This is a genomic window from Amycolatopsis heterodermiae (assembly GCF_034929455.1).
In the GTDB taxonomy this organism is placed as follows: domain Bacteria; phylum Actinomycetota; class Actinomycetes; order Mycobacteriales; family Pseudonocardiaceae; genus Amycolatopsis; species Amycolatopsis heterodermiae.
The window spans coordinates 203,977-225,981 of sequence record NZ_JAYFSI010000006.1; the positions used below are offsets into that span (position 1 = coordinate 203,977).

General features: G+C 71.5%; 21 protein-coding genes. 10 read left to right on the plus strand and 11 right to left on the minus strand.

Going from position 1 to position 22,005, the window contains the following annotated elements:
• Positions 1-4 precede the first annotated feature (4 nt).
• Positions 5-844 carry an ABC transporter permease subunit gene (locus VA596_RS25880; protein WP_323330741.1) on the minus strand — a complete coding sequence of 280 codons (840 nt, stop codon included), beginning with the start codon at positions 842-844 and terminating at the stop codon, positions 5-7.
• Positions 841-1,770 carry an ATP-binding cassette domain-containing protein gene (locus VA596_RS25885; RefSeq protein ID WP_323330742.1) on the minus strand — a complete coding sequence of 310 codons (930 nt, stop codon included), beginning with the start codon at positions 1,768-1,770 and terminating at the stop codon, positions 841-843. The genes VA596_RS25880 and VA596_RS25885 overlap by 4 nt, the downstream gene beginning before the upstream one ends.
• 351 nt (positions 1,771-2,121) lie before the next feature.
• Between VA596_RS25885 and VA596_RS25890 the strand changes: the two genes are divergently transcribed.
• Positions 2,122-3,732 carry an alkaline phosphatase family protein gene (locus tag VA596_RS25890; protein WP_323330743.1) on the plus strand — a complete coding sequence of 537 codons (1,611 nt, stop codon included), beginning with the start codon at positions 2,122-2,124 and terminating at the stop codon, positions 3,730-3,732.
• Between the two features lie 61 nt (positions 3,733-3,793).
• Here VA596_RS25890 and VA596_RS25895 read toward each other — a convergent pair whose 3' ends face one another.
• On the minus strand, positions 3,794-5,020 hold the full coding sequence (locus tag VA596_RS25895; protein WP_323330744.1) for an alpha/beta hydrolase: 1,227 nt from the start codon (positions 5,018-5,020) through the stop codon (positions 3,794-3,796).
• 264 nt (positions 5,021-5,284) lie between these two features.
• Here VA596_RS25895 and VA596_RS25900 point away from each other — a divergent pair, with 264 nt between their 5' ends.
• The 7 genes from VA596_RS25900 (at position 5,285) to VA596_RS25930 (ending at position 15,718) form a co-directional block, all read left to right on the plus strand.
• Positions 5,285-6,223 (plus strand): ABC transporter ATP-binding protein, encoded by a 939-nt coding sequence (locus tag VA596_RS25900; protein WP_323330745.1) that lies wholly within the window; start codon positions 5,285-5,287, stop codon positions 6,221-6,223.
• Positions 6,220-7,572 carry an ABC transporter permease gene (locus VA596_RS25905; RefSeq protein ID WP_323330746.1) on the plus strand — a complete coding sequence of 451 codons (1,353 nt, stop codon included), beginning with the start codon at positions 6,220-6,222 and terminating at the stop codon, positions 7,570-7,572. Before VA596_RS25900 ends, VA596_RS25905 begins: the two co-directional genes overlap by 4 nt.
• Before the next feature lie 4 nt (positions 7,573-7,576).
• A complete protein-coding gene (locus VA596_RS25910) occupies positions 7,577-10,333 on the plus strand; it encodes an alkaline phosphatase family protein (protein ID WP_323330747.1) in 2,757 nt (918 codons plus the stop codon).
• Positions 10,334-10,447: 114 nt separating this feature from the next.
• Positions 10,448-11,656, plus strand: a complete 1,209-nt coding sequence (locus tag VA596_RS25915) for a PucR family transcriptional regulator (protein WP_323330748.1) — start codon at positions 10,448-10,450, stop codon at positions 11,654-11,656.
• A 154-nt stretch (positions 11,657-11,810) separates the two neighbouring features.
• On the plus strand, positions 11,811-14,135 hold the full coding sequence (locus tag VA596_RS25920) for a molybdopterin cofactor-binding domain-containing protein (protein ID WP_323330749.1): 2,325 nt from the start codon (positions 11,811-11,813) through the stop codon (positions 14,133-14,135).
• A gap of 9 nt (positions 14,136-14,144) precedes the next feature.
• On the plus strand, positions 14,145-14,621 hold the full coding sequence (locus tag VA596_RS25925) for a (2Fe-2S)-binding protein (protein ID WP_323330750.1): 477 nt from the start codon (positions 14,145-14,147) through the stop codon (positions 14,619-14,621).
• A 425-nt stretch (positions 14,622-15,046) separates the two neighbouring features.
• Entirely contained in the window at positions 15,047-15,718 is a 672-nt protein-coding gene (locus tag VA596_RS25930; protein ID WP_323330751.1) for a fasciclin domain-containing protein, read from the plus strand.
• 271 nt (positions 15,719-15,989) lie between these two features.
• Here VA596_RS25930 and VA596_RS25935 read toward each other — a convergent pair whose 3' ends face one another.
• Positions 15,990-16,424, minus strand: a complete 435-nt coding sequence (locus tag VA596_RS25935; RefSeq protein ID WP_323330752.1) for an ATP-binding protein — start codon at positions 16,422-16,424, stop codon at positions 15,990-15,992.
• A gap of 74 nt (positions 16,425-16,498) precedes the next feature.
• Positions 16,499-17,467 (minus strand): beta-ketoacyl-ACP synthase III, encoded by a 969-nt coding sequence (locus tag VA596_RS25940; protein ID WP_323330753.1) that lies wholly within the window; start codon positions 17,465-17,467, stop codon positions 16,499-16,501.
• Positions 17,468-17,667: 200 nt separating this feature from the next.
• Here VA596_RS25940 and VA596_RS25945 point away from each other — a divergent pair, with 200 nt between their 5' ends.
• The gene (locus VA596_RS25945) at positions 17,668-17,994 is read left to right on the plus strand and encodes a hypothetical protein (RefSeq protein WP_323330754.1); all 327 of its coding nucleotides are present in this window, start codon (positions 17,668-17,670) and stop codon (positions 17,992-17,994) included.
• 348 nt (positions 17,995-18,342) lie between these two features.
• Positions 18,343-19,515 carry an AI-2E family transporter gene (locus VA596_RS25950; RefSeq protein ID WP_323330755.1) on the plus strand — a complete coding sequence of 391 codons (1,173 nt, stop codon included), beginning with the start codon at positions 18,343-18,345 and terminating at the stop codon, positions 19,513-19,515.
• Between the two features lie 27 nt (positions 19,516-19,542).
• Here VA596_RS25950 and VA596_RS25955 read toward each other — a convergent pair whose 3' ends face one another.
• Genes VA596_RS25955 through VA596_RS25980 form a run of 6 tightly spaced genes read right to left on the minus strand, consistent with a single transcriptional unit; the run spans position 19,543 to position 21,999 of the window.
• Complete coding sequence (locus VA596_RS25955; RefSeq protein WP_323330756.1) at positions 19,543-20,112, minus strand: alkaline shock response membrane anchor protein AmaP; 570 nt, start codon at positions 20,110-20,112, stop codon at positions 19,543-19,545.
• On the minus strand, positions 20,109-20,636 hold the full coding sequence (locus tag VA596_RS25960) for a DUF6286 domain-containing protein (protein WP_323330757.1): 528 nt from the start codon (positions 20,634-20,636) through the stop codon (positions 20,109-20,111). Before VA596_RS25960 ends, VA596_RS25955 begins: the two co-directional genes overlap by 4 nt.
• Positions 20,633-21,016 carry an Asp23/Gls24 family envelope stress response protein gene (locus VA596_RS25965; protein WP_323330758.1) on the minus strand — a complete coding sequence of 128 codons (384 nt, stop codon included), beginning with the start codon at positions 21,014-21,016 and terminating at the stop codon, positions 20,633-20,635. Before VA596_RS25965 ends, VA596_RS25960 begins: the two co-directional genes overlap by 4 nt.
• A gap of 7 nt (positions 21,017-21,023) precedes the next feature.
• Positions 21,024-21,200 carry a DUF2273 domain-containing protein gene (locus tag VA596_RS25970; RefSeq protein ID WP_323330759.1) on the minus strand — a complete coding sequence of 59 codons (177 nt, stop codon included), beginning with the start codon at positions 21,198-21,200 and terminating at the stop codon, positions 21,024-21,026.
• Positions 21,197-21,514 (minus strand): hypothetical protein, encoded by a 318-nt coding sequence (locus VA596_RS25975; protein WP_323330760.1) that lies wholly within the window; start codon positions 21,512-21,514, stop codon positions 21,197-21,199. The genes VA596_RS25970 and VA596_RS25975 overlap by 4 nt, the downstream gene beginning before the upstream one ends.
• Entirely contained in the window at positions 21,511-21,999 is a 489-nt protein-coding gene (locus tag VA596_RS25980; RefSeq protein WP_323330761.1) for an Asp23/Gls24 family envelope stress response protein, read from the minus strand. The genes VA596_RS25975 and VA596_RS25980 overlap by 4 nt, the downstream gene beginning before the upstream one ends.
• Positions 22,000-22,005 lie beyond the last annotated feature (6 nt).

Genomic DNA, 22,005 nt, shown 5'->3' on the forward strand with positions numbered 1-22,005 from the left:
GTCCTCAGGCGTCCCGGCGTTCGAGCAGGACGAACGCGGCCACGAGCGCGACGGCGACGTAGGCGCAGAACACGGCGAACCCGGTCCACGGCGCGAGCATGGCCGCGTCCGGGCGGACCGTGATCAGGGCCTGTCCGGCGTTGCTCGGCAGGTACGGCACGACGTGCGGGGCCCAGCTGTCCGGCAGCGCGTCGGCGATGCCCGGCAGCACCAGCAGCAGGCCGAACAGGGTGGCGATCGCCCCGGCGGTGTGCCGGATCAGCCAGCCGAGCGCGACGCCGAGCATGCCCACCACCGTGAGGTAGAGGCCGACGCCGAAGACCGCGCGGAACACGCCGGGGGCGGCCAGCGTCGTCTCGATGTGCTGGGAGCTGAGGAAAGCCTGCCCGCCGAGGAACGCGGCGAACGAGCTGACCGTGCCCACCACGAACGACACGACCGCGAAGATGACGAGCTTCGCCCACAGCACCGGCGTCCTCGTGGGGACGGCGGAGAAGGTCGCGCGGATCATCCCGGTGCCGTATTCGCCGGAGACGACGAGCACGCCCAGCACGCCGATCACCAGCTGCGCCAGCACGTAGCCGCGGATGCTGACGTCGGTCGGGTCGAAGTGCGCCTTGGCCTGGGGACGCATGACCGGCCAGCGGTTCGCGTCGGCGGCCGAGAAGATCCAGCCGAGCGCGATCATCCCGACCACGGTCACGGCGACCGCCAGCGGCGACGAGCGGACCGTGCGGAACTTCAGCCACTCCGAGCGGAGCACCCGGACCGGGGTGACCTTGAGGTCGTCCGGCAGGGACGCCCGGGGTGACGGCGTCGCGGCGGGGGCGGTGGTGGTCGTCATGACGCGGACCTTTCCTGGGCCGCCGGGGTGACCCGGTACTCGAGGGCGTCGTCGGTGAGCTCCATGAACGCCTCTTCCAGGGATGCCTGGACGGGCGTGAGCTCTTCGAGCGGGATGGCCTCGCGGCAGGCGACGCGGCCGATCTCGGCGCCGTCGAGGCCGCTGACCTCGAGCAGCCCGGCGGCCAGGCTGGTGACGCCGACATCGGGCCCGGTGAGCAGGTCCCGCAGCCGGGTGGCCTCCGGGGTGCGCACCCGCACGACCCGGCTGGAGGCGCGCCGGATGAACTCTTCGACCGAGGTGTCGGCGATGAGCTTGCCCTTGCCGATCACGATCAGGTGCTCGGCGGTCAAGGCCATTTCGCTCATCAGGTGCGAGGAGACGAAGACGGTCCGGCCCTCGGCGGCCAGGCCGCGCAGCAGGGTGCGGATCCAGAGGATGCCCTGCGGGTCGAGCCCGTTGACCGGTTCGTCGAGCACCAGGGTCGCGGGATCACCGAGCAAGGCGGCGGCGACGCCGAGGCGCTGGCCCATGCCGAGGGAGAACCCGCCGACGCGCTTGCGGGCGACCTCGTGCAGCCCCACGAGGTCGATCACCTCGTCGACGCGCCGGCGCGGGATGCCGGTGCTCAGCGCGAGGGCGAGCAGGTGGTTGTAGGCGGATCGTCCGGTGTGGACGGCTTTGGCCTCCAGCAGCGCCCCGACTTCGTGCAGCGGCGCGGGGTGCTTCCGGTAGGGCTTGCCGTTGACGGTGACCGAGCCGGACGTGGGCGCGTCCAGGCCCATGATCATCCGGATGGTGGTGGACTTCCCGGCGCCGTTCGGGCCGAGGAACCCGGTCACGACCCCGGGTTTCACCGTGAACGTGAGGGCGTCGACGGCGACCTTGTCGCCGTAGCGTTTGGACACGGCACGTGCTTCGATCATGGGCGGTCTCGTCCTCTCCGGCGGTGCGTGGGCGGAGCCTAGGGCCGGGCGTGGCGCCGGAGCGACAGCCTGGCGGGTGATCCGCGGGAGCCGGCCGTGCGACTTCCGGCGTAGCGTGTACGCCGGAAGTCGCACAGTGCGCCGTCCCGGTTGAAGTTCTACACCCTCGTAGTTTAAGATGGCGAGCGGGTGCGGCGCGTGCCCGATGTCGTTGTGCGCCAACGACTGTCCATAGTGGACTTGTTGTGCGCCGGTGTTCACCCGGTGTTCGCACCGAGGTCTCCTCGCCGCCGGATCGGTGGCGTGGGATTCCGGGGACGCCCCGCCCCGGGGCGTGCCGAGGAGGAAACCTTGTCCCCGAACCGGATCCGCGTCCCCGCCGTGCTCGCCGCGCTGAGCCTGCTCACCGCCGTGCCCGTCGCGTCGGCGTCGGACGGCGCCCGCCACGTGCTGCTCATCTCGGTCGACGGCCTGCACCAGTCCGACCTGACCGCCTACGCCGCCGGTCACCCGCGTTCGGCGCTGGCGGGCCTGCTGGCCCGGGGGACGTCGTACACCAGCGCGCGCACGCCGGTGCCGTCCGACTCGTTCCCCGGCCTGATCGGGCAGCTCACCGGCGGCGACCCGGCCACCACCGGCGTCTACTACGACGCCACCTACAACCACGCGCTGCTGCCCGCGGGCACTACGTCGTGCGCCGGGGTGCAACCGGGGGCCCAGGTCGACCTCACCGAGAACCTCGACCGCGACCAGAGCCGCCTCGACGCCGGTCAGGGCCTGACCGGCCTCCCCGGGTCCGTGCTGGGCATGACCGGGAACCCGCGGACGCTGCTGAACGCCGCGCTGCTGCCGGTCGATCCGCGGACCTGCCGCCCGGTACCACCGCACGAGTACCTGAAGGTCGACACGGTGTTCGAGGTGGCCCGGCAGGCCGGGCTGCGGACGGCGTGGTCGGACAAGCACCCGGCCTACGAAATCCTGAACGGGCCGTCGGGCACCGGCGTGCAGGACCTGTTCACCCCGGAGATCAACAGCGCGGCCGGGACCGGCGACTGGACCACCGACAACGCCGCCACCCAGCAGTACGACGGCTACAAGGCCCAGGCCGTGCTGAACGAGATCGACGGTTACGACCACAGCGGTAGCCGGCGCGTGGGCACCCCGTCGGTGTTCGGGCTCAACTTCCAGTCCGTGTCCACCGCGCAGAAGCTGCCGACGTCCGGTGGGCGCACCGGCGGCTACCTTCCGGGCGGTACCGTGCCCGGCCCGGTGCTGACCTCGGCGCTGGACTTCGTCGACGGCCGGATCGGCGCGTTCGCCGCCGAGCTGCGGAGCCGGCACCTCGACCGGTCCACGACGATCATCCTGTCCGCCAAGCACGGCCAGTCGCCCACCGACCCCGGCGCGCTGACCCGGATCGACGACGCCAGGCTGCTCGACGGCCTCAACGCGGCTTGGCAGGCCCGCCACCCGGGCGCCGCCGAGCTGGTCGTCCATTCGACCGACGACGACGCGATGCTGCTCTGGCTGACCGACCGCTCGCCGGCCGCGACGGCGTTCGCGAAGCAGTACCTGCTCGCGCAGAACGGCACGGGCACCGACAGCGCGGCCGCGCCCAAGGCGTTCACCCATTCCGGCCTGCGGACGGTGTACGCGGGCGCCGACGCCGCCCGCTACTTCGGCGTCCGGCCCGGCGACGACCGGGCGCCGGACCTGTTCGGCGTCACGCAGTACGGCGTCGTCTACACCGGAGGCACGAAGAAGATCGCCGAGCACGGCGGCGTCGCACCGGACGACCGCGCGGTCCCGCTCGTGGTGAGCGGCGGTGCACCGCGCACGATTCCCGTGCCGGTGGCCACGACCCAGATCGCGCCGACGATCCTGCACCTGCTGGGCCTGAACCCGCGGGCGCTGCGGGCAGTGCGTGCGGAAGGGACCCGCGTGCTGCCGGCGCTGGGCTGACGGGAAACCTGAGTGGTTCAGAAAGTAGCGTCTGTATATCGAACCCCAGGTTATCGCGTGGCTAAGGGATTGTGCGCTGGACTTCGACCTGGGAATACGGTGAAGGCGCGGCCAGCAGTGCCTGGGGTCGGCCGCTGACCGCCCGGTCCGCGAACGCGCTGAGGTAGGCGCCGGTGATGGTGAGGACGACGTCCCCGTCCGCGGGACCGAGGGCGAGCAGGAGCCCGGTGGGGGCGGCGAGGTAGTAGGCGGCGTAGTCGGTGAAGTTGAAGTGCTCGGTCCCGGCGATCCGGTAGCACCAGACGGGACCGCTGCCGGCGTTCAGCAGGGATTGGGCGGCGGCGCGGTCGGATCGGTCGGCCGGCGTGGCCGGTGCGCAGGTGCCTGTGATGCAGGAGTCCTGACTCCCGAGGAACATCAACGGCTTGGCGAGTCCCGAGTGGACGACGGTGCCGTACTGGGTGCCGTCGAGGTCGGCGGCACCGGCGCAATATGGATCCGAGCGGCATGCCTCGAGGGCGGCGGCACCGCCGAACGAATGTCCGATGTAGATGGTCTTCGTCGTGTCGAGGTGGCCGGTGAAAGCGCTCTGGGTCAGCACTTGCGCCGCGGCGAAGCGAGCATCGTCCGCCCAGACGCGGACCAGCCGATCACCTGCGGCCTGCGCCTGGCCGGTGTGCAGGTCGTCGCCGTCGAACACGGACGGATTGCCCGCTTCGCTGGCCTGGACGGTCGTTCCGCCGAGAACGGTCAAGTTCGCACTGTAGGTGGGCGTGACGCCCACGACCAGATATCCGTGCGACGCGAGGTCCTCCGCGATCGTGGTGTACTGCGGCGCGGCAAAACCCATGCCCGGTTCCAGGACGACGACCGGGAACCGGCCGGCGGCGACCGGGACATCGGCGATCGCGTGGACACGGACGTCTTCGAACTTCGTCTCGCTCCAGGCGAGTGCGCCGCCGAGGTGGAGTCCCGTCCATGCACCGGGCGCGTACGGCGCGGTTTCGGCACCGGCCACCGGCTCGGCGGGGTACCACAGCCACACCGACAACCGCCGCGGCCCACCAGGCGGCGGCGCAAGCGGATCGGCGCGCGCGTGGTCCGTCCATTCGGCGATGGCGCGGCCGACCCGGTAGGGACCGGTCGGCGCGGGCAGGGTGACCGACCGTGTTGCCCGCAAGGCGGCGTAGCCGACATAGGAGCCGAGTCCGGCGAGGAGCACCAGGACGGCGACGAGCAGGATCCGCCCGATGCGACGCAGTCGAGCTTTCGGCAGGGGCATGCGCATGGACGAGATAGTACACGTCGCGTACTACGAGACGCGTACTAGAGCCGATGGCCTGCCTCCACGAGCTCTCAGGTTCGGTTCGAGGACGACCGAAGGCAAGGCGCCGGTTAACCCGGCGCAAAACCTGCCCTTAACTCGGACATTTCACCGGCGAGGTGTCCGCCGGACGGTTCCCGTTCGGTCGGCGTTCACCCTGCGCGCCCGCCGAAGTCATTTGCCGTGCCTAAGTTTCTTGCGCGAGCCAGGAAAACGGCAAGGGGAGTCATGGACACACCCGTCGCGGTGCGAGCGCGTGGGATCACCAAGTACTTCGGCGAGGTCGTCGCGCTCGACGGCGTGGATCTGGACGTGGCGCCGGGGCAGATGCACGGGCTGGTGGGGCCCAACGGTGCCGGGAAGACGACGCTGCTCGGGCTGCTTCTGGGGCTGGCCGTCGCCGACGAAGGACGGCTCGAGGTCCTGGGCACGCCGATCGGGCGCGCGCTGGCTGCGCCCGGTGGGGTCGCGGGCTTCGTGGACGGTCCTGGCCTCTACCCCTCGCTCACCGCGCGGCAGAACCTCGCCGCGCTGGTGGCGCTGCGCGGCCGTGACCGGCGGACGGCCGGCATCGACGGTGTGCTCGAGGAAGTCGGGCTCACCGACGTCGCCGACGACCGGGTGCGGGGCTTCTCCCTCGGCATGCGGCAGCGGCTCGGCCTCGCCGCCGCCTTGCTGACCGAACCGCGCCTGCTGGTGCTCGACGAGCCGGCCAACGGCCTCGACCCGGTCGGCAAGAGGCACGTGCACGGCGTCCTGGACCGGCTCGTGTCCGGCGGCACGACCGTGGTGCTCTCCAGCCACCGGATGGACGACCTCGAAGCCCTGTGCTCCGAAGTCACGATCCTCGCCGCCGGGCGCGTCGTGTTCACCGGCCCGCTGGGCAAGCTGTCCGCCGAGAACCGGGAGCTCGACTACCGGCTCCGCACGTCCGACCCCGGCGCGGCCCGGCGGGTGATCGCCGGCACGGCGGGGGTTCGCCTCGTCGAGGACGCCGGAGCCCGGCGGGACACCGAGGTGCTCGTCGTGCGCGCGCTGGTGCCCGCGCTCGACGAGCTGGTGCCCCGGCTCGTGAAAGACGGCATCGCGGTGCGCGAGCTCGCGCCGGTGGTGTCCCCGCTGGAAGCCGCGTTCCTCGCCCTCACCGAGCAGGAGACCACCCGATGACCTCGACCGCCGTGGAGACCCCGGCCGCCGCCGGTCCCGTCCCGGTGTCGCGTGGCTACCGCTTCGAACTGGTCAAGCTGTTCTCGACCTGGCGGATCCGCCTGCTGGTCCTCGCTTGCTGGATCGCTCCCGCGTTGTTCGTCGCCGCGGTGAGCGGGCAGAGCTCGCTGCCCGTCGACACCCTGTTCGGCCGGTGGATGAACGCCACGGGCTGGGCCGGGCCGCTGGTGATGCTCGGGTTCGCCGGCACCTACGCCCTTCCGCTGCTGACGTCGGTGGTCGCCGGGGACGTGTTCGCGGCCGAGGACCGGCTCGGCACCTGGCGCCACCTGCTGGTGGCGGTCCGGTCCGCCCGGCGGATCTTCGTGGCCAAGGCCCTGGCGAGCCTCACCGTCATCCTGGTGCTGGTGGCCGGGATGGCCGTGTCCAGCAGCGCCGGCGGGCTCCTGGCGGTCGGAAACCGGGCTCTGGTGGGCTTCGACGGCCACCTGATGACGCCGGGGGAGGCCGCGGCGCAGGTCCTGCTGGCGTGGGTCTGCGTGCTCGCCCCGACGCTGGCCCTGGCCGCGGTCGGGTGGCTCGGGTCCGTCCTGTGGGGACGTTCGCCCATGGGCCTGCTGCTGCCCGCCGTCGTCGCCCTCGCGATGGCGCTGGCCCAGCTGCTGCCGCTGCCCGTCGCGCTCCGCCTCGCCCTGCCCAGTTACGCCTTCATCGCCTGGAACGGCCTGTTCACCGACCCGGTCCAGCTCGGCCCGCTGCTCATCGGTGTCGGGGTCGGCCTGGCGTGGGCCGTGGTCGCGGCCGTGCTCGCCTACCTGCTGTTCGTGCGCCGCGACTTCACCAACCTCGCCCACGACGGATCGGGACGCCGGGTCCTCACCGCCGGGGCCCTGCCGCTGGTCGCGCTCCTGGCCGTCACGGCCGGGATCATCGCCGTGGCGACCCCGGCCACCGGGTCGGGGATCGGCCAGGACAAGGTGCAGACCTCGCTCGCGACGGCGTTCGGTCACCTCTACCGCCTGCAGGCCGGGCAGCTCAACCGGCCCGACGTCACCGAGGCGCAGCTGGCCGCCACGGCCGCGTGCACCAAGGGCGACGGCCTGGTCGCGGCCGACGGGCCCGGCAACGACTGGCGCTGCGTCGTTTCCTGGCACCTGCCCGGGATCGCGGCGACCGGACAGGCCATCTACCAGCTGGACGTCACCTCCGACGGGCGGTACGTCGCCGACGGCGACGGGCCGAAGGAAGTGAACGGCTACTTCCAGGTGCGCACCCCGGCCGGGGACCAGCCCAACCCCCTCTGGCAGTTCGACGGGAACGTCGAGCTGCTCTCCTCCACGAAGGGATGAACCGATGCAGGTAACACGCCGCAGGCGGCGTGTCCGGAAGGCTCGCCTTCTCGGTCACCTCGGTGGTCACCGGTTCCGGTACGCGACAGCCGGTTCCGCCACGCTCGTGCTCGTCGCCACCGGCACCGGCGTCGGGGTCGCGTCGACGCAGCAGTTCGGCAAGGACCAGGTCGGCCAGGTCACCGAGAACGGCCAGGTCGTCTCCGCGGACCAGTACCTCAAGCCGATCGGCGACCGGCTGGTCGTGAACAACGGCAAGATCATGGCGTCGTCGGTCAGCCCCGACGGCGCCCACCTCGCCGCGCTGACCACCGACGGCGGGATCGCGCTCACGGTCGTCGACCTCAAGAGCTGGAAGGTGCAGCAGCTCGTCGGCAACTCCGCGACGGCGAACCTGCGCATCCCCGGCAACGACGTCGGCCAGGAAGGGCCGTCGTACTCCCCGGACGGCAGGAGCCTGTGGCTGGCGCAGACCGACGGCTACACCAGGTTCACGGTGAACCCGGACGGCACGGTCGCCGCCCCGGCGGCGGTGAAGATCCCGGCCGACGGCGCCAAGCACGCGCTGGTGGCCCAAGCCGTTTTCTCGCCCGACGGGTCCACTGTGTACTCCGCGGTCAACGGCCAGAACCGCGTCGTCGCCCTCGACGCGGCGACCGGTGCGATCAAGCAGAGCTGGGCCACCGGCAACGCGCCGCGTGACCTGGTCCGCGTCGGGACCAAGCTGTACGTGAGCAACGAAGGCGGGCGCCCGGCGCGCCCGGGCGAGCCGACGCTGAACTCGTACAACACCCAGGTGCCGGCCAGCGGGTTCACCGGGGCGACGACGAGCGGCACCGTCAGCGTCATCGACTTGGCGAACGCGGCCGCCCCGCCGAAGAGCATCGACGTCGGCCTCCACCCGACCGCGGTGTACGCCAAGAACGGTGCGCTGTTCGTCACGAACACCGCGAGCAACACGGTTTCCGTCATCGACACCGGCCGCGACAAGGTCGTCCAGACCATCGCGACCCAGCCGTGGCCGCAGGCTTCGGTCGGCTACGAGCCGGATGGCGTCACCCTCACCGGCGACGGGCACCTGCTGGTGACGCTCGGCCGCGCCAACGCGGTCGCCGTCTACCGCTACCAGCGGCCCCAGGAGCCGGTGAGCTACGTCGGCCTGCTGCCGACGGACTACTTCCCGACGGCGATCACCACGGTCGGCAAGGACGTCGTGGTCTCCAACACCCGCGGCGTCGACGCCCGCCGTCCCACCACGGCGGCCGGGCACGGCACCCACGACACGACCTCGAGCGTCCAGCGCTTCCGGCTGCCGGACGACCGCGCGATCCGCGGGTACACCGGCCAGGTGTTCAAGCAGAACGGCTGGACGGCCGACTCCGTGCAGGTGGCCCACGACAACGGCCACCGCAAGCCGGTTCCGGTCCCGGCGCGGCTCGGCGACCCGTCGACGATCAAGCACGTCTTCCTGCTGGTCAAGGAGAACCGGACCTACGACCAGGTCTTCGGGGACGACGCGCGCGGCAACGGCGACCCGGCGGTGACGCAGTTCGGCGAGAACGTGACGCCGAACCAGCACGCGCTGGAGAAGCAGTTCGGGTTGTACGACAACACCTACGACATCGGCACGAACTCCGCCGAGGGCCACAACTGGCTGATGCAGGCCGACAACCCGGAGTACACCGAGTCGTCGGCGGGGGAGTACCTGCGCAGCTACGACACCGAGGACGACGCACTCGGCCACCAGAGCTCCGGGTTCCTCTGGACCGGCGCGCAGGCGGCCGGGAAGTCGGTGCGGGACTTCGGCGAGTTCCAGCAGTTCCTGACCAAGCCGGCCGGCGCGAGCTGGCAGAACCTGTACTGCGACGCGAAGAACATGGCCGCGACCGGGCAGCCCAGTGCCTACCCGCTGGTGTCGTCGTCGCCGATCCCGTCGCTGAACAACGTCTCGGTGCCCGCGTTCCCGAAGTTCGACACCGCGGTGCCGGACGTCTACCGGTACCAGATCTGGAAGGACGACTTCGAGAAGAACGGGCCGGCCAACCTGAACATGTTCTGGCTGTCGAGCGACCACACCGGCGGCCCGCCGAACGCGGCCGCCCAGGTCGCCGACAACGACCTCGCGGTCGGCAAGATCGTCGACACGATCTCGCACAGCCCGTACTGGAAGGACTCGGCGATCTTCGTAGTCGAGGACGACTCCCAGGCCGGGCTCGACCACGTCGACGGCCACCGGGCCCCGGTGCAGATCATCAGCCCGTACGCCCAGCACGGCGTCGTCGACAACCACTACTACTCGCAGATCACGATGATCCGGACGATCGAGCAGATCCTCGGGGTCAAGCCGATGAACCAGAAGGACAGCGCGGCGACGCCGATGAGCGCGGCGTTCACGCAGAAGCCGGACTACACGCCGTTCGCCGCGCTGCCGAACCGCACCTCGCTGACGGACGGCCTGGCGACCCAGCCGTCCTGCGGCGCGGACACCCCCGCACCGCCGGACCCGGCCGCCGCGCCGGTGCCGTCGTCGGCGGTGCCGGCGGACAAGCGGCAGGTGGCGGCGCAGTGGCAGGAGTGGACGACCCACCAGCGGCTGACCGGCCCGAACGCGGTCGCCGACTACGCCAACCCCGCGCAGATGAACCACTTCACGTGGTACCAGACGCACGGCTGGCAGCAGCCCTACCCGGGGGAGAACCAGGTGGTCGCCCCGGACCAGGTGCCGGGCGCCTACCTCCCGTCCGCGGAGTCCGACGGCTGACGCGCCGGAGCCCCGGCGGACGTAGAGTCGATCACCGACTCGGGTGATCCGGGACCGATCCGCACCGGCCATCGGCTCCGAATCCCCGGTGCGGGGCGACGACGGTGGGTGCGGATGGCGGACGGACGGGTGGACAGCGGCGACACGGCGCGGTCGCTCGCGGCCAGCGTGCTGGCCGGGCTCGACCGGCTGACCGACGTCCTGGTCTCGGTGATCGGTGACCAGAATCCCGGCTACCGCCTGGTCGACGTCGTGCCGCGGGACGATCTGTGGCACTCGTGCCACGACAACCTCCGGCGCGTGCTCCAGCTCATCGGCCATCCCGGCGACGACGGGGACTTCTACGACGCGGCCCGCGCGACCGGGCGACGCCGCGCCGAGCAGCAGCTGCCGCTCGACGACGTGCTGCGCTCCTTCCGCCTGGGCGGGCGCCTGGTCTGGCAGGCCCTGACCGAGCAGGCCCGGGCCACCGGGGACGTGAACAACGAGGCGATGCTGGACCTCGCGACCCGGGTGTGGGAGGTCGTCGACGCGATCTCCGCCCAGGTCGCGCAGGCCTACCACGCCGCCGAGCGCAGCCTGGTGCGCGCCGACGAGCAGCGGCGCGCGTCGCTGTGGGAAGGGCTGCTGCAGGGCCGGGCCGCCGACGCCGGGTTCGCCTACGAGGCCGGCCGCACCCTCCGCCTGCCGATCTCCGGCCCTTACGTCGTCGTCGCGGCGGCGGGACCCGGTGGCGGCGACTGCGTCGAACCGCTGGGCGCCGAGCTCGAGAAGCTCGGCTCGGCGTCGGCCTGGCAGCTGCGCGCCGACGTGCTCGTCGGCGTGGTTTCGCTGCCCGGCCGCGACGTCGTGAAGGCCACGATGGCCGTCGGGTCCGTGCTGGCCACCGCGGCCGGGGTCTCGCTGCTCGTCGACGGTCTCGCCGCCGTGCACACCGCTTACCGCCAAGCGGTCCTGGCCATGCGGACCGTGCCGCCGGGGCGGACCGGCGTCGTGTGCCTGGCCGAACGGCTTCCCGAGGCGTTGCTGCTCAGCTCGCCGGAATTGACCGATTCGCTGCTGCAGACCCGGTTGCGCAGCCTGCTGGACCTAGGCGGCGACGAACGCGGTCTCCTGCTGGAGACCCTCGCGACCTGGGTGGGCACCGGCGGCTCGGCGACGCGCTCGGGGCAGGCGCTGCACTGTCACCGCAACACGGTGCTCAACCGGATCCACCGGATCGAAGGGCTGATCGAGCAGCGCCTCACCGGCGGGGAACTGCCCCTGGAGCTGGCGCTGATCGTGCGCGCCCTGCCGTTCCTCCCGCCACCGCGCGTGCCCTGACGAGCACCGGCTGTGCACCGTGCACAACGGCACTAGGCCAAACGTAGGCAGTCAGGGCATTCTTTCGGCGGCGTGATCCATGCAACACTCCGGCTCGGCGGCGTCCCAGCCCCGCACTTCTCCGACACCGTCGTTCGAGAGGAACCAGCCGCTCATGGCCCACCACGTCCCCGCCGAGCAGCCACCCGAACCGCGCACCCTCGGCCGCCGCCGCTTCCTCGGCTTCGTGCTCGCCGCGCCGACGCTCGCCGTCGCCGCCCAAATCGGCGTCGCCGAACTCGCGCCGGGGCAGGCCGAGGCGTCGATCCCGTCGCTGCCGCAGCCCGAGGACATCTTCGACCTGGGCGACCTGCAGAACGTCGCCGCCCTGCCCACCTCGGGCCTGATCACCGTCGGTGTCGGCACCGACGGGCGCGCGTCCTTCGCCGTCCCTCGGGCCGAGGTCGGCCAGGGGATGACCACCGCGGTCGCGATGATGATCGCCGAGGAACTCGACCTGCCGCTGGACCGGATCGACGTCACCCTCGCCGACGCCCGGCCCGAGCTGCTGATGAACCAGCTCACCGGTGGCTCGAACTCGATGCGCAGCATCTACACCCCGGTCCGCACCGCCGCGGCGATCGCCCGGCAGCGGCTGCTCGCCGCGGCCGCCGCGCAGTGGGGCGTCCCGGTGTCGCAGCTGACGACGTCCGCGGGGACGGTCCGGCACTCCAGCGGCCGGCAGGCGAGTTACGGCTCCCTGTCCAAGGCCGCGGCCTCGGCCACGACGATCAGCGTCGTCGCCACGCTCAAGGCGCGTTCCGAGTTCAAGGTCCTGGGCACGCCGCAGAACCGGCTCGACGCCCACGCCTCGGTCACCGGCACCAAGCAGTTCACCCTTGACATCACCGTCCCGGACGCGCTGCCGACGATGGTCGCCCGGCCGCCGACGATCAACGGGACGCCGCGGTCGATCCTCAATGCGGCCGAGGTCAAGGCGATGCCGGGGATCACCGACGTCGCCGCGATCGCGCACGGGGTCGCGGTGCGCGGCCGCACGTTCGGCCAGTGCATCGACGCGATCCGCGCGCTGAAGGTCACCTGGGGACCGGGCACAGTGGACGGTGAGTCCGACGCGACGGTGCTCAAGAAGCTGAAGGCCGCGCAGCTGCCGATGGCCGTGCCCGGCCTGCTCGACCAGTACGTCGACGCGGAATTCACCTTCGCCGCCGCCAGCAACAGCCCGCTGGAGACCGGCGCCGCGATCGCCGACGTCCGGCCGGACCGTGCGGAGATCTGGTCGTGCCTCAAGGTGCCGATCGTCGCGCAGGAGGACATCGCCAAGCAGCTGGGCCTGCCCCAGGACGCGGTGAAGGTGCACGTCACCCAGGGCGGCGGCTCGTTCGGCCGGCACCTGTTCCACGACGCCGCCGCCGAAGCGGCCGAGGCGTCGCAGAAGATGGGCAAGCCGGTCAAGCTGATGTGGTCGCGCACCGACGACTTCCGGCAGGGCCGCATCCACCCGATGTGCGTGTCGCGGGTGCGGGCGACCTACCTGCTGGGCAACGTGATCAGCTTCGAGCAGCGGCACACCAGCGTGCAGACCGAGTTCAGCCACGGGCTGGGGGAGATGCTGACGGCGTTCGCGTCGCGGCTGCCGATCGCCGGGAACCTGAGCTTCGCCGAGTCGATCTTCCTGCTGAGCCAGTCCTCGCCCTACAACTTCGGCGTGACCACCCAGCTGCTCAACGAGATCCCGCTGAAGTTCAACACCGGCAGCATGCGCAACATCTACTCGCCCAACGTCGTCACCGCCGAGGAACTCGTCGTCGACCAGCTGGCGAAGAAGTTCGGCAAGGACCCGGTCGCGTTCCGCCGGGAGTTCCTCAAGGACACCCGGTTGCGCGCGGTGCTCGACAAGGCGGCGCAGGTCGGCAACTGGGGCCGGGCGATGCCGGCCGGTACCGCCCAAGGCATCGCGCTGCACGCCGAGTACCGCGGCGCGATCGCCGTGCTGGTCGAGATCGACTGCCGGCCCGAGACCGTCAACCGCAAGATCCCGGACGCCGTCACCGGCCCGCGGGTGACGAAGGCGCTCGTCGTGGTCGATCCCGGGTTCGCGATCAACCCGCGTGGCCTGGAAGCGCAGATGATCGGCGGGCTCAACGACGGCATCGCGATGTGCCTGACCTCGAGCGTGCACATCAAGGACGGCATCCCGCTGGAAGGCAGCTGGGACAACTACTTCTACACCCGGGAGTGGAACACCCCGCCCGAGACGCAGGTCGTCGTCATGCCGAACACCTCGGCCAGCCCGAGCGGTGCGGGCGAGCTCGCGGTCGCGCCGTCGTTCGCCGCGGTCGCGTGCGCCTACGCCCGGGCGGTGGGCAAGATGCCGACGTCGTTCCCGATCAACCACGGCACGCTCAGCTTCGAGCCGTTGCCGCTGCAGCCGTCCACGCCGCCGTCGCCCACCGACGGCCTCGACCACGCCTTCTAGGAGCCAGCCGTGCCGCAACACACGTTCAAGGTCAACGGCCGGCAGGTCACCGTCGACGCCGACGACGACCTCCGGCTCCTCTGGGTTCTCCGTGACCTGCTCGGGATCACCGGCCCGAAGTACGGCTGCGGGCTCGACGTCTGCAAGGCGTGCACCAGCCACATCAACGGGAAGGCGTTCAACCCGTGCTCGGTGCGGGTCGCCGACATCAAGGACACCGACGAGATCACCACGATCGAAGGCCTGCCCGCGACCGTCGGGAAGGACCTGCACCCGATGCAGGAGGCGTGGCTGCAACTGGACGTCGCCCAGTGCGGCTACTGCCAGCCGGGCCAGATCATGGCCGCGGTCGCGAAGGTCAAGCAGGCGACCGCCGCAGGCCACGCGATCACCGACGCCGACCTGGACGAGATCCGCAACATCTGCCGCTGCGGCACCTACGCCAGGATCCGGGAGGCGATCCAGGCGGGGGCCCAGAACATGTAGCGGAAACCGGCGAACCACCTCGCATTGTCCTCTGTGGACAACGCCGTCTTCGCGGTCGCTTTGCGCCAGATCTCGCGCAGGCCTCCCGCGTGACCCGTTCGAGTGGGCGCGGGAGCGCAGACCTGAACGGCCTTCGCCGCGCTCTACGACCCGATCTGCGTTCACCGGAACGGGTGAAGTGTGACCAGGGACGGCGAATGACCAATCCGGCAGGCCGTCGCCCCCGAATTCTGGTCATGGTCACCTCGAGAAGCACTTCGCCGAGCCCGTTCCCTTGGGAGCAGGCTCGGCTGCGGCTCTCGAGGGTCCGAAAAACAGTGTGGTGAACCACCCATCCGGTCGCCCGACGGCGCCGAATGGTCCCCGAAGAAGAGTTCCGCGGATTCCCGCCGAGAGCTCAAGCCGTATTTCACTGGAGTGACTTCGTGAACAAGCTTCGTATTGCCGGTATCGGCCTGACCGCGGCCGCCGCCCTCACCCTGACCGCGTGTGGCAGCAGCGACACCGGCTCGTCCGCCAGCTCGAGCGCCCCGGCGCCGTCGTCCTCGATGGCCGCCCCGTCCTCCAGCGCCGACTCGGCTGCCTCCAACGGTGTCACCACCAACGCCGACGTCTTCGGCCCGGCCTGCTCGCAGCTGCCGCAGGGTTCTTCGCCGGGTTCGCTGGACTCGATGGGCCCGCAGCCCGTCGCCTCGGCCGCCTCGACCAACCCGCTGCTGACCAAGCTGGTCGCCGCGGTCAAGGCCACCAACCTGGTGGACACGCTCAACTCGCAGCAGGCGATCACGGTGTTCGCGCCGGCCGACCCGGCTTTCGCGGCGCTGGGTGACGCGAAGTTCAACGAGCTGGCGGGCAAGCCGGCCGAGCTGGCGCCGATCCTGCAGTACCACGTCGTCGGCAAGCGTTACGACGCCAAGGGCCTCGCCGCCGCCGGTTCGCTGGAGTCGCTGAACACCGCCGGTGGGCCGCTGAAGATCGAGGGCACCGGTGACAACATGACCGTCAACGGCGCGAAGATCCTGTGCGGCAACATCCCCACCAAGAACGCCACCGTCTTCGTGATCGACAAGGTGCTGACCCCCGGCACCAACAAGTAAGACGAACGCCTGAGCTGCCGACGGGTGGCCTGGCACCATGCGGCCGCCCCGGCTCCACGACCTCCTGGAGCCGGGGCGGCCGCCCTTTGCTGTCCGAGAAGGAATTCCGGCTCGGACAGCGACCGTGATCCGGCGACGGATCACAGGAGGTCCGCCGCCGGGGGACGCCCTCAGCGGCGGCGTCCCGCCGGTCGTCGCCACCGCCGGATCACTCCAGGGTCGTGGCGGCGACCGGCCCCTCCCGCGATGGCGACGATTCCCTCGCCGGGTGTCAACAAGCCGCGGGGAAGACCGTGATCGGCACGAGGGCCCAGACCACCTTGCCCGCGTCGTCGGCGCGAACGCCCCAGTCGAGGGACAACTGGTCGACCAGCCGGAGGCCGTAGCGGGTGGATTCCGGTCGGCTCTCGTGCAGCGACGTGACGTCCGGATCGTGGTCGCTGACTTCGACCAGGAGGTTGCCGGCCGTGCGGGTGACGCGCAGTTCCCGGACCGCGGTGGCGTGCTGGTAGGCGTTGCCGACCAGTTCGTCGATCACGAGCAGGACGCCACCGAAGCGATCGCCGGGACAGTCACCGAAGGCCAGCGCCTCGGCGACGGACGACCGGACCCGGCGCAGGTCCGGCAGGTCGTGCAACGCCACCGTCATTTCGGCCGCGTCGGCGAGCTTGCGGGTGAGCTGCGCCAGCTCCTCGTCGAAATCCATCACAGAGATCGGCCTTCCCTCGACACCTGCCCAGGGGTTCGGCGCAGCGCGGCCTCCGGATGGGCGCGGGCCGGTCACGGGCAGGTGACGACTTGCCCGGCGTAGGTCAGCCCGGCACCGAAGCCGAAGAGCAGCACCGGTGCGCCCTGGGGGATCGCGCGTTGGCCGACGAGTTTGGACAGGGCCAGGGGGATGCCGGCGGCGGAGGTGTTGCCCGATTCGGTGAGGTCGGTGGCGATGACGGCGTCCGGGGCGCCGATCTTGCGGGCGAGCGCGGTGATGATCCGGACGTTGGCCTGGTGCGTCACGATGCCGCCGAGGTCGCGTGGGTCGACGCCGGCGCGGGCGCAGACCGTCCGGGCGATCGGGGCGAGTTCGGTGGTCGCCCAGCGGAAGACCGCTTGGCCGTCTTGGCGGAACGTCGCGGGCAGGCCGTGCGGGCCCGGCGTTCGCAGGGTGATGCTGGAGCTCTTGGCGGGGTTGGATCCCCAGACGACCGGCCCGATCCCGCCGGGTGCGTCGGCTGCTTCGACGATCGCGGCGCCGGCTCCGTCGCCGAAGATGACGCAGGTGGAGCGGTCGGTCCAGTCGAGGAAGTCGCTCATCTTGTCGACGCCGACCACGAGTGCGCGGTGGTTCGCGCCGGCGCGGATGGCGTGGTCGGCGTTGGCCAGGGCGTAGGGGAATCCGGAGCACGCGGCGTTGAGGTCGAAGGTCGCGGGTGCGGGGATCCCGAGCCGGTCGGCGACCTGGGCGGCGACGCTGGGCATCCGGTCGAAGGAGGTGCAGGTCGCGACGATGACGAGGTCGACCTCGGCGGCGGACCGGCCGGAGTGCCGAAGGGCGTCGGCGGCCGCCGCGGTGGCCATGTCGGCGACCGACTCCCCGGGTGCGGCCAGCCGCCGGCTCCGGACGCCGATGCGGTCCCTGATCCAGGTGTCGGTGGTGCCGAGGGAAGTACTCAGTTCGTCGTTCGAGACGCGCCGGGCGGGCTGGTGGTGTCCGCAGGCGACGATCCGGCTGCCGGGTGCTGAAGTGGGCATGGGTTCTCCCGTCGGGATGGCTGAACGTCCCAGGCGCGGGTGGCGCCAGAGGGACCGTCACGGCCACCAGGTGGTTCGGCACGGCGACGGCCCCGGCTTGTTCCCCGGGCGGGCGGGGTCGAGGTTTGACGGTCCTCGGACCGGGTAGGCGCGAAGGACGCCGCAGGGTTGACCTGGGCGAATCCCGGAGGAGGCCGCACATGGCCGAGGAGAACGAACGACAGCACGCAGTGAGCCGATTCGACGACGAGGACAACCATGGCTGGTCCCCGGACCTCGGGAGCGGCGACAGAACGCCCGCCACCGACAAGGCCTTCGAGAACCACCCCGGTGAGCCGGCGACCGGTGCGCCGGTGGACCACTCGCCGGATGGCACGTTGTCCTCGACCGACATGGAGCCGGAAGCTCCGTTGAGTGGTAGCGACAGCAAACGCCGCAGCGGTGAGGAAATCGGCCCGGGTCCCGGGGAAAACGCGGACGGTTTCAAAGGTGCCGCACAACGGCCCTACGGCACATCGGACGCGTGACTGGTTCTCCGTTCCGGTGGCGTGCGCCGTCGCCCAACCCGAGAGGGGGTGTCGTGATCCCGGCTGTCGCGACACCCCTCTCCGTGACGCCGCCGCGGTTTCGTGGTCGTGCTCACTCCTCGGACCCGCACCGCAGGCCTGCGCCGCTCGCAGCCCGCTCGATCGATCACCGGCGATCGCGGATGCCATCCTCGTAACGGCCGCAGGCCGCCGGGTCCACGTCCGGCCGGTGATCGCTACGCTGCCCGAGGTTGAGCCCACAGCCGATCATCAGCGCGCAGATCGGTCCCCACGATCGAGCCGGCCTTCCTCCGCGCACCGTCCGGTGCGAGACAAGTGCGGTGCCCCTTGACGTCCCCCGCCGACCCCGCTGCCGAAGGCCACCACCCGCTGGTCGGGCAGCCCCACAGCGAAGACGAAGAAGGCACGGTCGCCGAGGCCGAAGCCGAAGCCGCCCAGATCAGCACCCCGGATCAGCCCCTGGGCCAGGTCGGCAAGCGGCTCGACCGTCGGTCGCCGTTCTTCATCGGCATGGCCGCCGCGGCCGGCGTCGCCGTGACCTACGGCCTGATCCAGCTCCTCGCCGGCGCCGAGCAGATCCTCGTCCTGGTCGGGCTGGCCCTGTTCCTCGCCATCGGCATGGAGCCCGTGGTGTCGTGGCTGGTCATCCACCGCTTCCCGCGCTGGCTGGCCGTCACCGCGGTGTTCGTCGTCGCATTCGCCGCGATCGGCGGGTTCCTCGCCGCGGCGATCCCCGTCATCGTCGAACAGGCCACCGCCCTGGTCGACCAGGCCCCGGAGTACCTGCGCGAGGCCCAGGACCACAACACCTTCCTCGGCCGGCTCAACGAGCGGTTCCACCTGCAGCAGGCGATCGGGTCGGCGCTCTCCTCGGGCGGCGGCCTGACCAGCGGCGTGCTGGGCGCGGGCAAGGCCGTCTTCGGCGTCCTGACCGACAGCCTCGTCGTGGTCGTGCTGACCATCTACTTCGTCTTCGACCTGCCTCGCATCCGCTCCACGATGTACCGGCTGATCCCGCATTCCCGCCGGCCGCGGGCGATCCTCATCGGCGACGACATCTTCGCCAAGGTCGGTGGCTACGTCCTGGGCAACCTGGCGGTCTCGGTGATCGCCGGGGTGCTCACGCTGATCTGGCTGCTGATCTTCGGGGTGCCGTACGCGGCGCTGCTGGCCATCGCCGTCGCGGTGCTGGATCTGATCCCGGTGGTGGGGTCGATCATCGGCGGGGTGCTGATCTGCCTGGTGGCGCTCACGGTGTCGCTGCCGGTCTTTCTCGCGACCGTGGGTTTCGCTCTCGTCTACCGGCTGGTGGAGGACTACCTGCTGGTGCCGAAGATCATCGGCAACGCGCTCAAGGTACCCGCTCTGGTCACCGTCGTCGCGGTGCTGATCGGCGGCGCCCTGCTGGGCATCATCGGGGCGCTGGTCTCCATCCCGGTCGCCGCGGCGCTCCTGCTGCTGGTCGAGGAGGTGCTCTACCCCCGCCTCGACAAGGCATGAGTGCCAGGTGGCCCGGCACCGTGACGGCTAACGCGTGCGGGCGCCGGTCTTGGTGGTGAAGCGGAATTCGATGGTGACCGGGAGGACGTCGAGGTCGAGGGCTTGGCGCAGGCGCGGCAGGCCCTCGGTTTCGAGCCGGTCGCGGAGGGCGCTCGGGTCGCCGTCCTGCTCGACGCTCAGCACCAGCGCCAGCGCAGGGTCGTCGTGGGTGCCGGCGAGCGTCGCGTGTGCGGCATGGACGCCGGGATAGGTCTCTACCTCGGCGAGGAACGGCGCGGCCGCGGTCGCGGCGGCCAGTTCGGTCCGGCCGCGGTCCGGGTCGGTCTCGAAGCGCCAGGTGTGGGTTTTCGGTTTCCGCGCGAGCTGCGCGGCCAGCCAGCGCAGCAGGAGCAGGCCGACGACGATCGCGGCCGCCGCGACGACGTACCAGACCCAGGCCGGGGGTGCGGACGTGCCGGGCGTGAGCGCGGAGTCCGGCGAGAGGAGCGTCAGCTTCCCGAAGTGGGTGGCGACGGCGAACCCGCCGGCGGCCAGCAGAACCAGGCCGAACAGCGCGAGCAGCGTGCGGTTGAGCCGGGCCGGGCGGTTGAGGCTCATGACGTGCTCCTGGTGGAGGTGACCCGGACCTTGACGGCGGGCGTGGTGGCGGGGGCGATCTGGGCGAGCCGCCGTTCGATCGCGGTGCGCACGGCCTCGGGCAGTCCTTCGACGTTCGTCCGCGCCGTGCGGACCCGGGCGATGACCTTGCGGCGCTTCACCTTCAGCGTCGCGGCGGCCACACCGTCCACATCGGACGCCGCGGCCCGCAGCGTGGAGCGGTAGCTGCGCCGGGAAGCACCCGAATCGGTCTCGCCCTGCAGCGGGAGGACGACGAGCTTGCCGGGCAGGAACGCCGCCGCGAGCAGCACGAGCCCGAGCACGCCGGCCGCCACGCCGGCGAGCACCGGGACGAGGTCGTTCCAGTGGGTGGCGTGCAGCCGGTCGGCGATGCCGGAGTAGCTGATCCAGGGCGCCTGGCCGAAGATCGTCTGGATCGCGACGACGGCGGCCAGCACGCACCCGGCGAGCAGGACCACCGCGACGAGTGCGGCGGGGGTGCTGCGGCGGGGACGGCGTTTCACAGGACTCTCCGGGTTTCGGCGGTCTCGGTGTGCAGGGCGGTCACGGTGATGTCGACCCGCTCGACGCTCAGGCCGGTCAGGTCCCCGACCCGGCGGGTGAGGTGGTCGCGCGTGGTCTCGGTGGTCTTGCGGACCGACTGCGGGTAGCCGACCGAGAGCCGGACCGCGAGGGTGGCGGTGCCGCCGGTGACCGTCGCGGTGACCTTGGCGCTGCGGTCGAGGGTCTCGCCGCCGACCGCCACCCCCAGGACACGGGTGGCGGCCCCGCCCACGCCGTCGACCTCGGTGACGGCGTGGGCGGCGATCCGCTCGACGGCCGAATCCGCGATGGTCAGCGTGCCGCGGTCGTCCGCGGCGATGCGCTCGGTCGTGGCGGTCATGGCCTGCTCAGCCCCGATCCCGGCCGGACAGCGCGGCGATGTCGAGCTTGCCGTCGAGGAACCGGCCGACCAGCAGGCCGAGGCCGCCGAGCACCAGCACGAGGAGGAAGGCCCAGAAGCCGCCGAACGCGGCGGCCAGGCCCAGGACGAGGCCGGTCAGCAGGCCGAGGTGGGTGTGGTTCACGGGAACTCCTGAACGACGGCGGCCACGAGGGTCGCGGTGGGGGCGGCGATGTCGCCGACGTGGACGTGCACCGGCCGGTCGGCCGGCCCGATCGCGACGCGGACCGCGGCGTCGATCTCGGCGACGGTGGCCGGGTAGCGGCCGGTGACGCCGATGGTGATCTCCCCGGGCCGGATCCGGACGCCGGGGACCCGGCGTCCGGGCAGCAGCGTCGCGATCTCCCCGAAGTGGCCGTCGTGCAGGGCGGCGACCTGGGGGAGCGCCGTCACCAGCGTGGCGAGGACGGCGGCGTCGATCTCGACGCCGGGGGTCACAGGACGCGGCCGGTGACGGTGGCGGTGTCGTCGCCCTCGTCGTCGCCGGGGAGGTGGACGTCGGAGACGGTGAGGTTGACCTCGACGACCTCGAGCCCGGTCATCGTCTGGACCGCGTTGATGACGTTGCGTCGCACGGAACGGGCCAGGTCGGCGATGGAGACGCCGTACTCGACGAGGATCTGGAGGTCGATGGCGGCCTGGCGCTCGCCGACCTCGACGGCCACGCCCTGGCTGGAGGAGGCGGTCGCGCCGGGAATGCGCTCGCGCAGGGCGTTGAAGGCCCGCGAGGCGTTCCCGCCGAGGGCGTACACCCCGGCGATCTCGCGGGTGGCAAGGCCGGCGACCTTCTGGACGACGACGTCGGAGATGGTCGTGACGCCGTGCGCGGAGGAGAGAGCGCCGGTCTCGCGCTCGACGACGGTGGCGTCGGAGTGGGCCGGGGTCTTCGCGGCGTTGCTGGTGGTGGTGGCCGGGTTGGTCATGGGGAC

Coding starts and splice junctions, on each gene's coding strand:
- VA596_RS25880 (WP_323330741.1), bottom strand. CDS start 844: ATGACGACCACCACCGCCCCCGCCGCGACGCCGTCACCCCGGGCGTCC.
- VA596_RS25885 (WP_323330742.1), bottom strand. CDS start 1,770: ATGATCGAAGCACGTGCCGTGTCCAAACGCTACGGCGACAAGGTCGCC.
- VA596_RS25895 (WP_323330744.1), bottom strand. CDS start 5,020: ATGCGCATGCCCCTGCCGAAAGCTCGACTGCGTCGCATCGGGCGGATC.
- VA596_RS25900 (WP_323330745.1), top strand. CDS start 5,285: ATGGACACACCCGTCGCGGTGCGAGCGCGTGGGATCACCAAGTACTTC.
- VA596_RS25905 (WP_323330746.1), top strand. CDS start 6,220: ATGACCTCGACCGCCGTGGAGACCCCGGCCGCCGCCGGTCCCGTCCCG.
- VA596_RS25910 (WP_323330747.1), top strand. CDS start 7,577: ATGCAGGTAACACGCCGCAGGCGGCGTGTCCGGAAGGCTCGCCTTCTC.
- VA596_RS25915 (WP_323330748.1), top strand. CDS start 10,448: ATGGCGGACGGACGGGTGGACAGCGGCGACACGGCGCGGTCGCTCGCG.
- VA596_RS25920 (WP_323330749.1), top strand. CDS start 11,811: ATGGCCCACCACGTCCCCGCCGAGCAGCCACCCGAACCGCGCACCCTC.
- VA596_RS25935 (WP_323330752.1), bottom strand. CDS start 16,424: ATGGATTTCGACGAGGAGCTGGCGCAGCTCACCCGCAAGCTCGCCGAC.
- VA596_RS25940 (WP_323330753.1), bottom strand. CDS start 17,467: ATGCCCACTTCAGCACCCGGCAGCCGGATCGTCGCCTGCGGACACCAC.
- VA596_RS25945 (WP_323330754.1), top strand. CDS start 17,668: ATGGCCGAGGAGAACGAACGACAGCACGCAGTGAGCCGATTCGACGAC.
- VA596_RS25955 (WP_323330756.1), bottom strand. CDS start 20,112: ATGAGCCTCAACCGCCCGGCCCGGCTCAACCGCACGCTGCTCGCGCTG.
- VA596_RS25965 (WP_323330758.1), bottom strand. CDS start 21,016: ATGACCGCCACGACCGAGCGCATCGCCGCGGACGACCGCGGCACGCTG.
- VA596_RS25980 (WP_323330761.1), bottom strand. CDS start 21,999: ATGACCAACCCGGCCACCACCACCAGCAACGCCGCGAAGACCCCGGCC.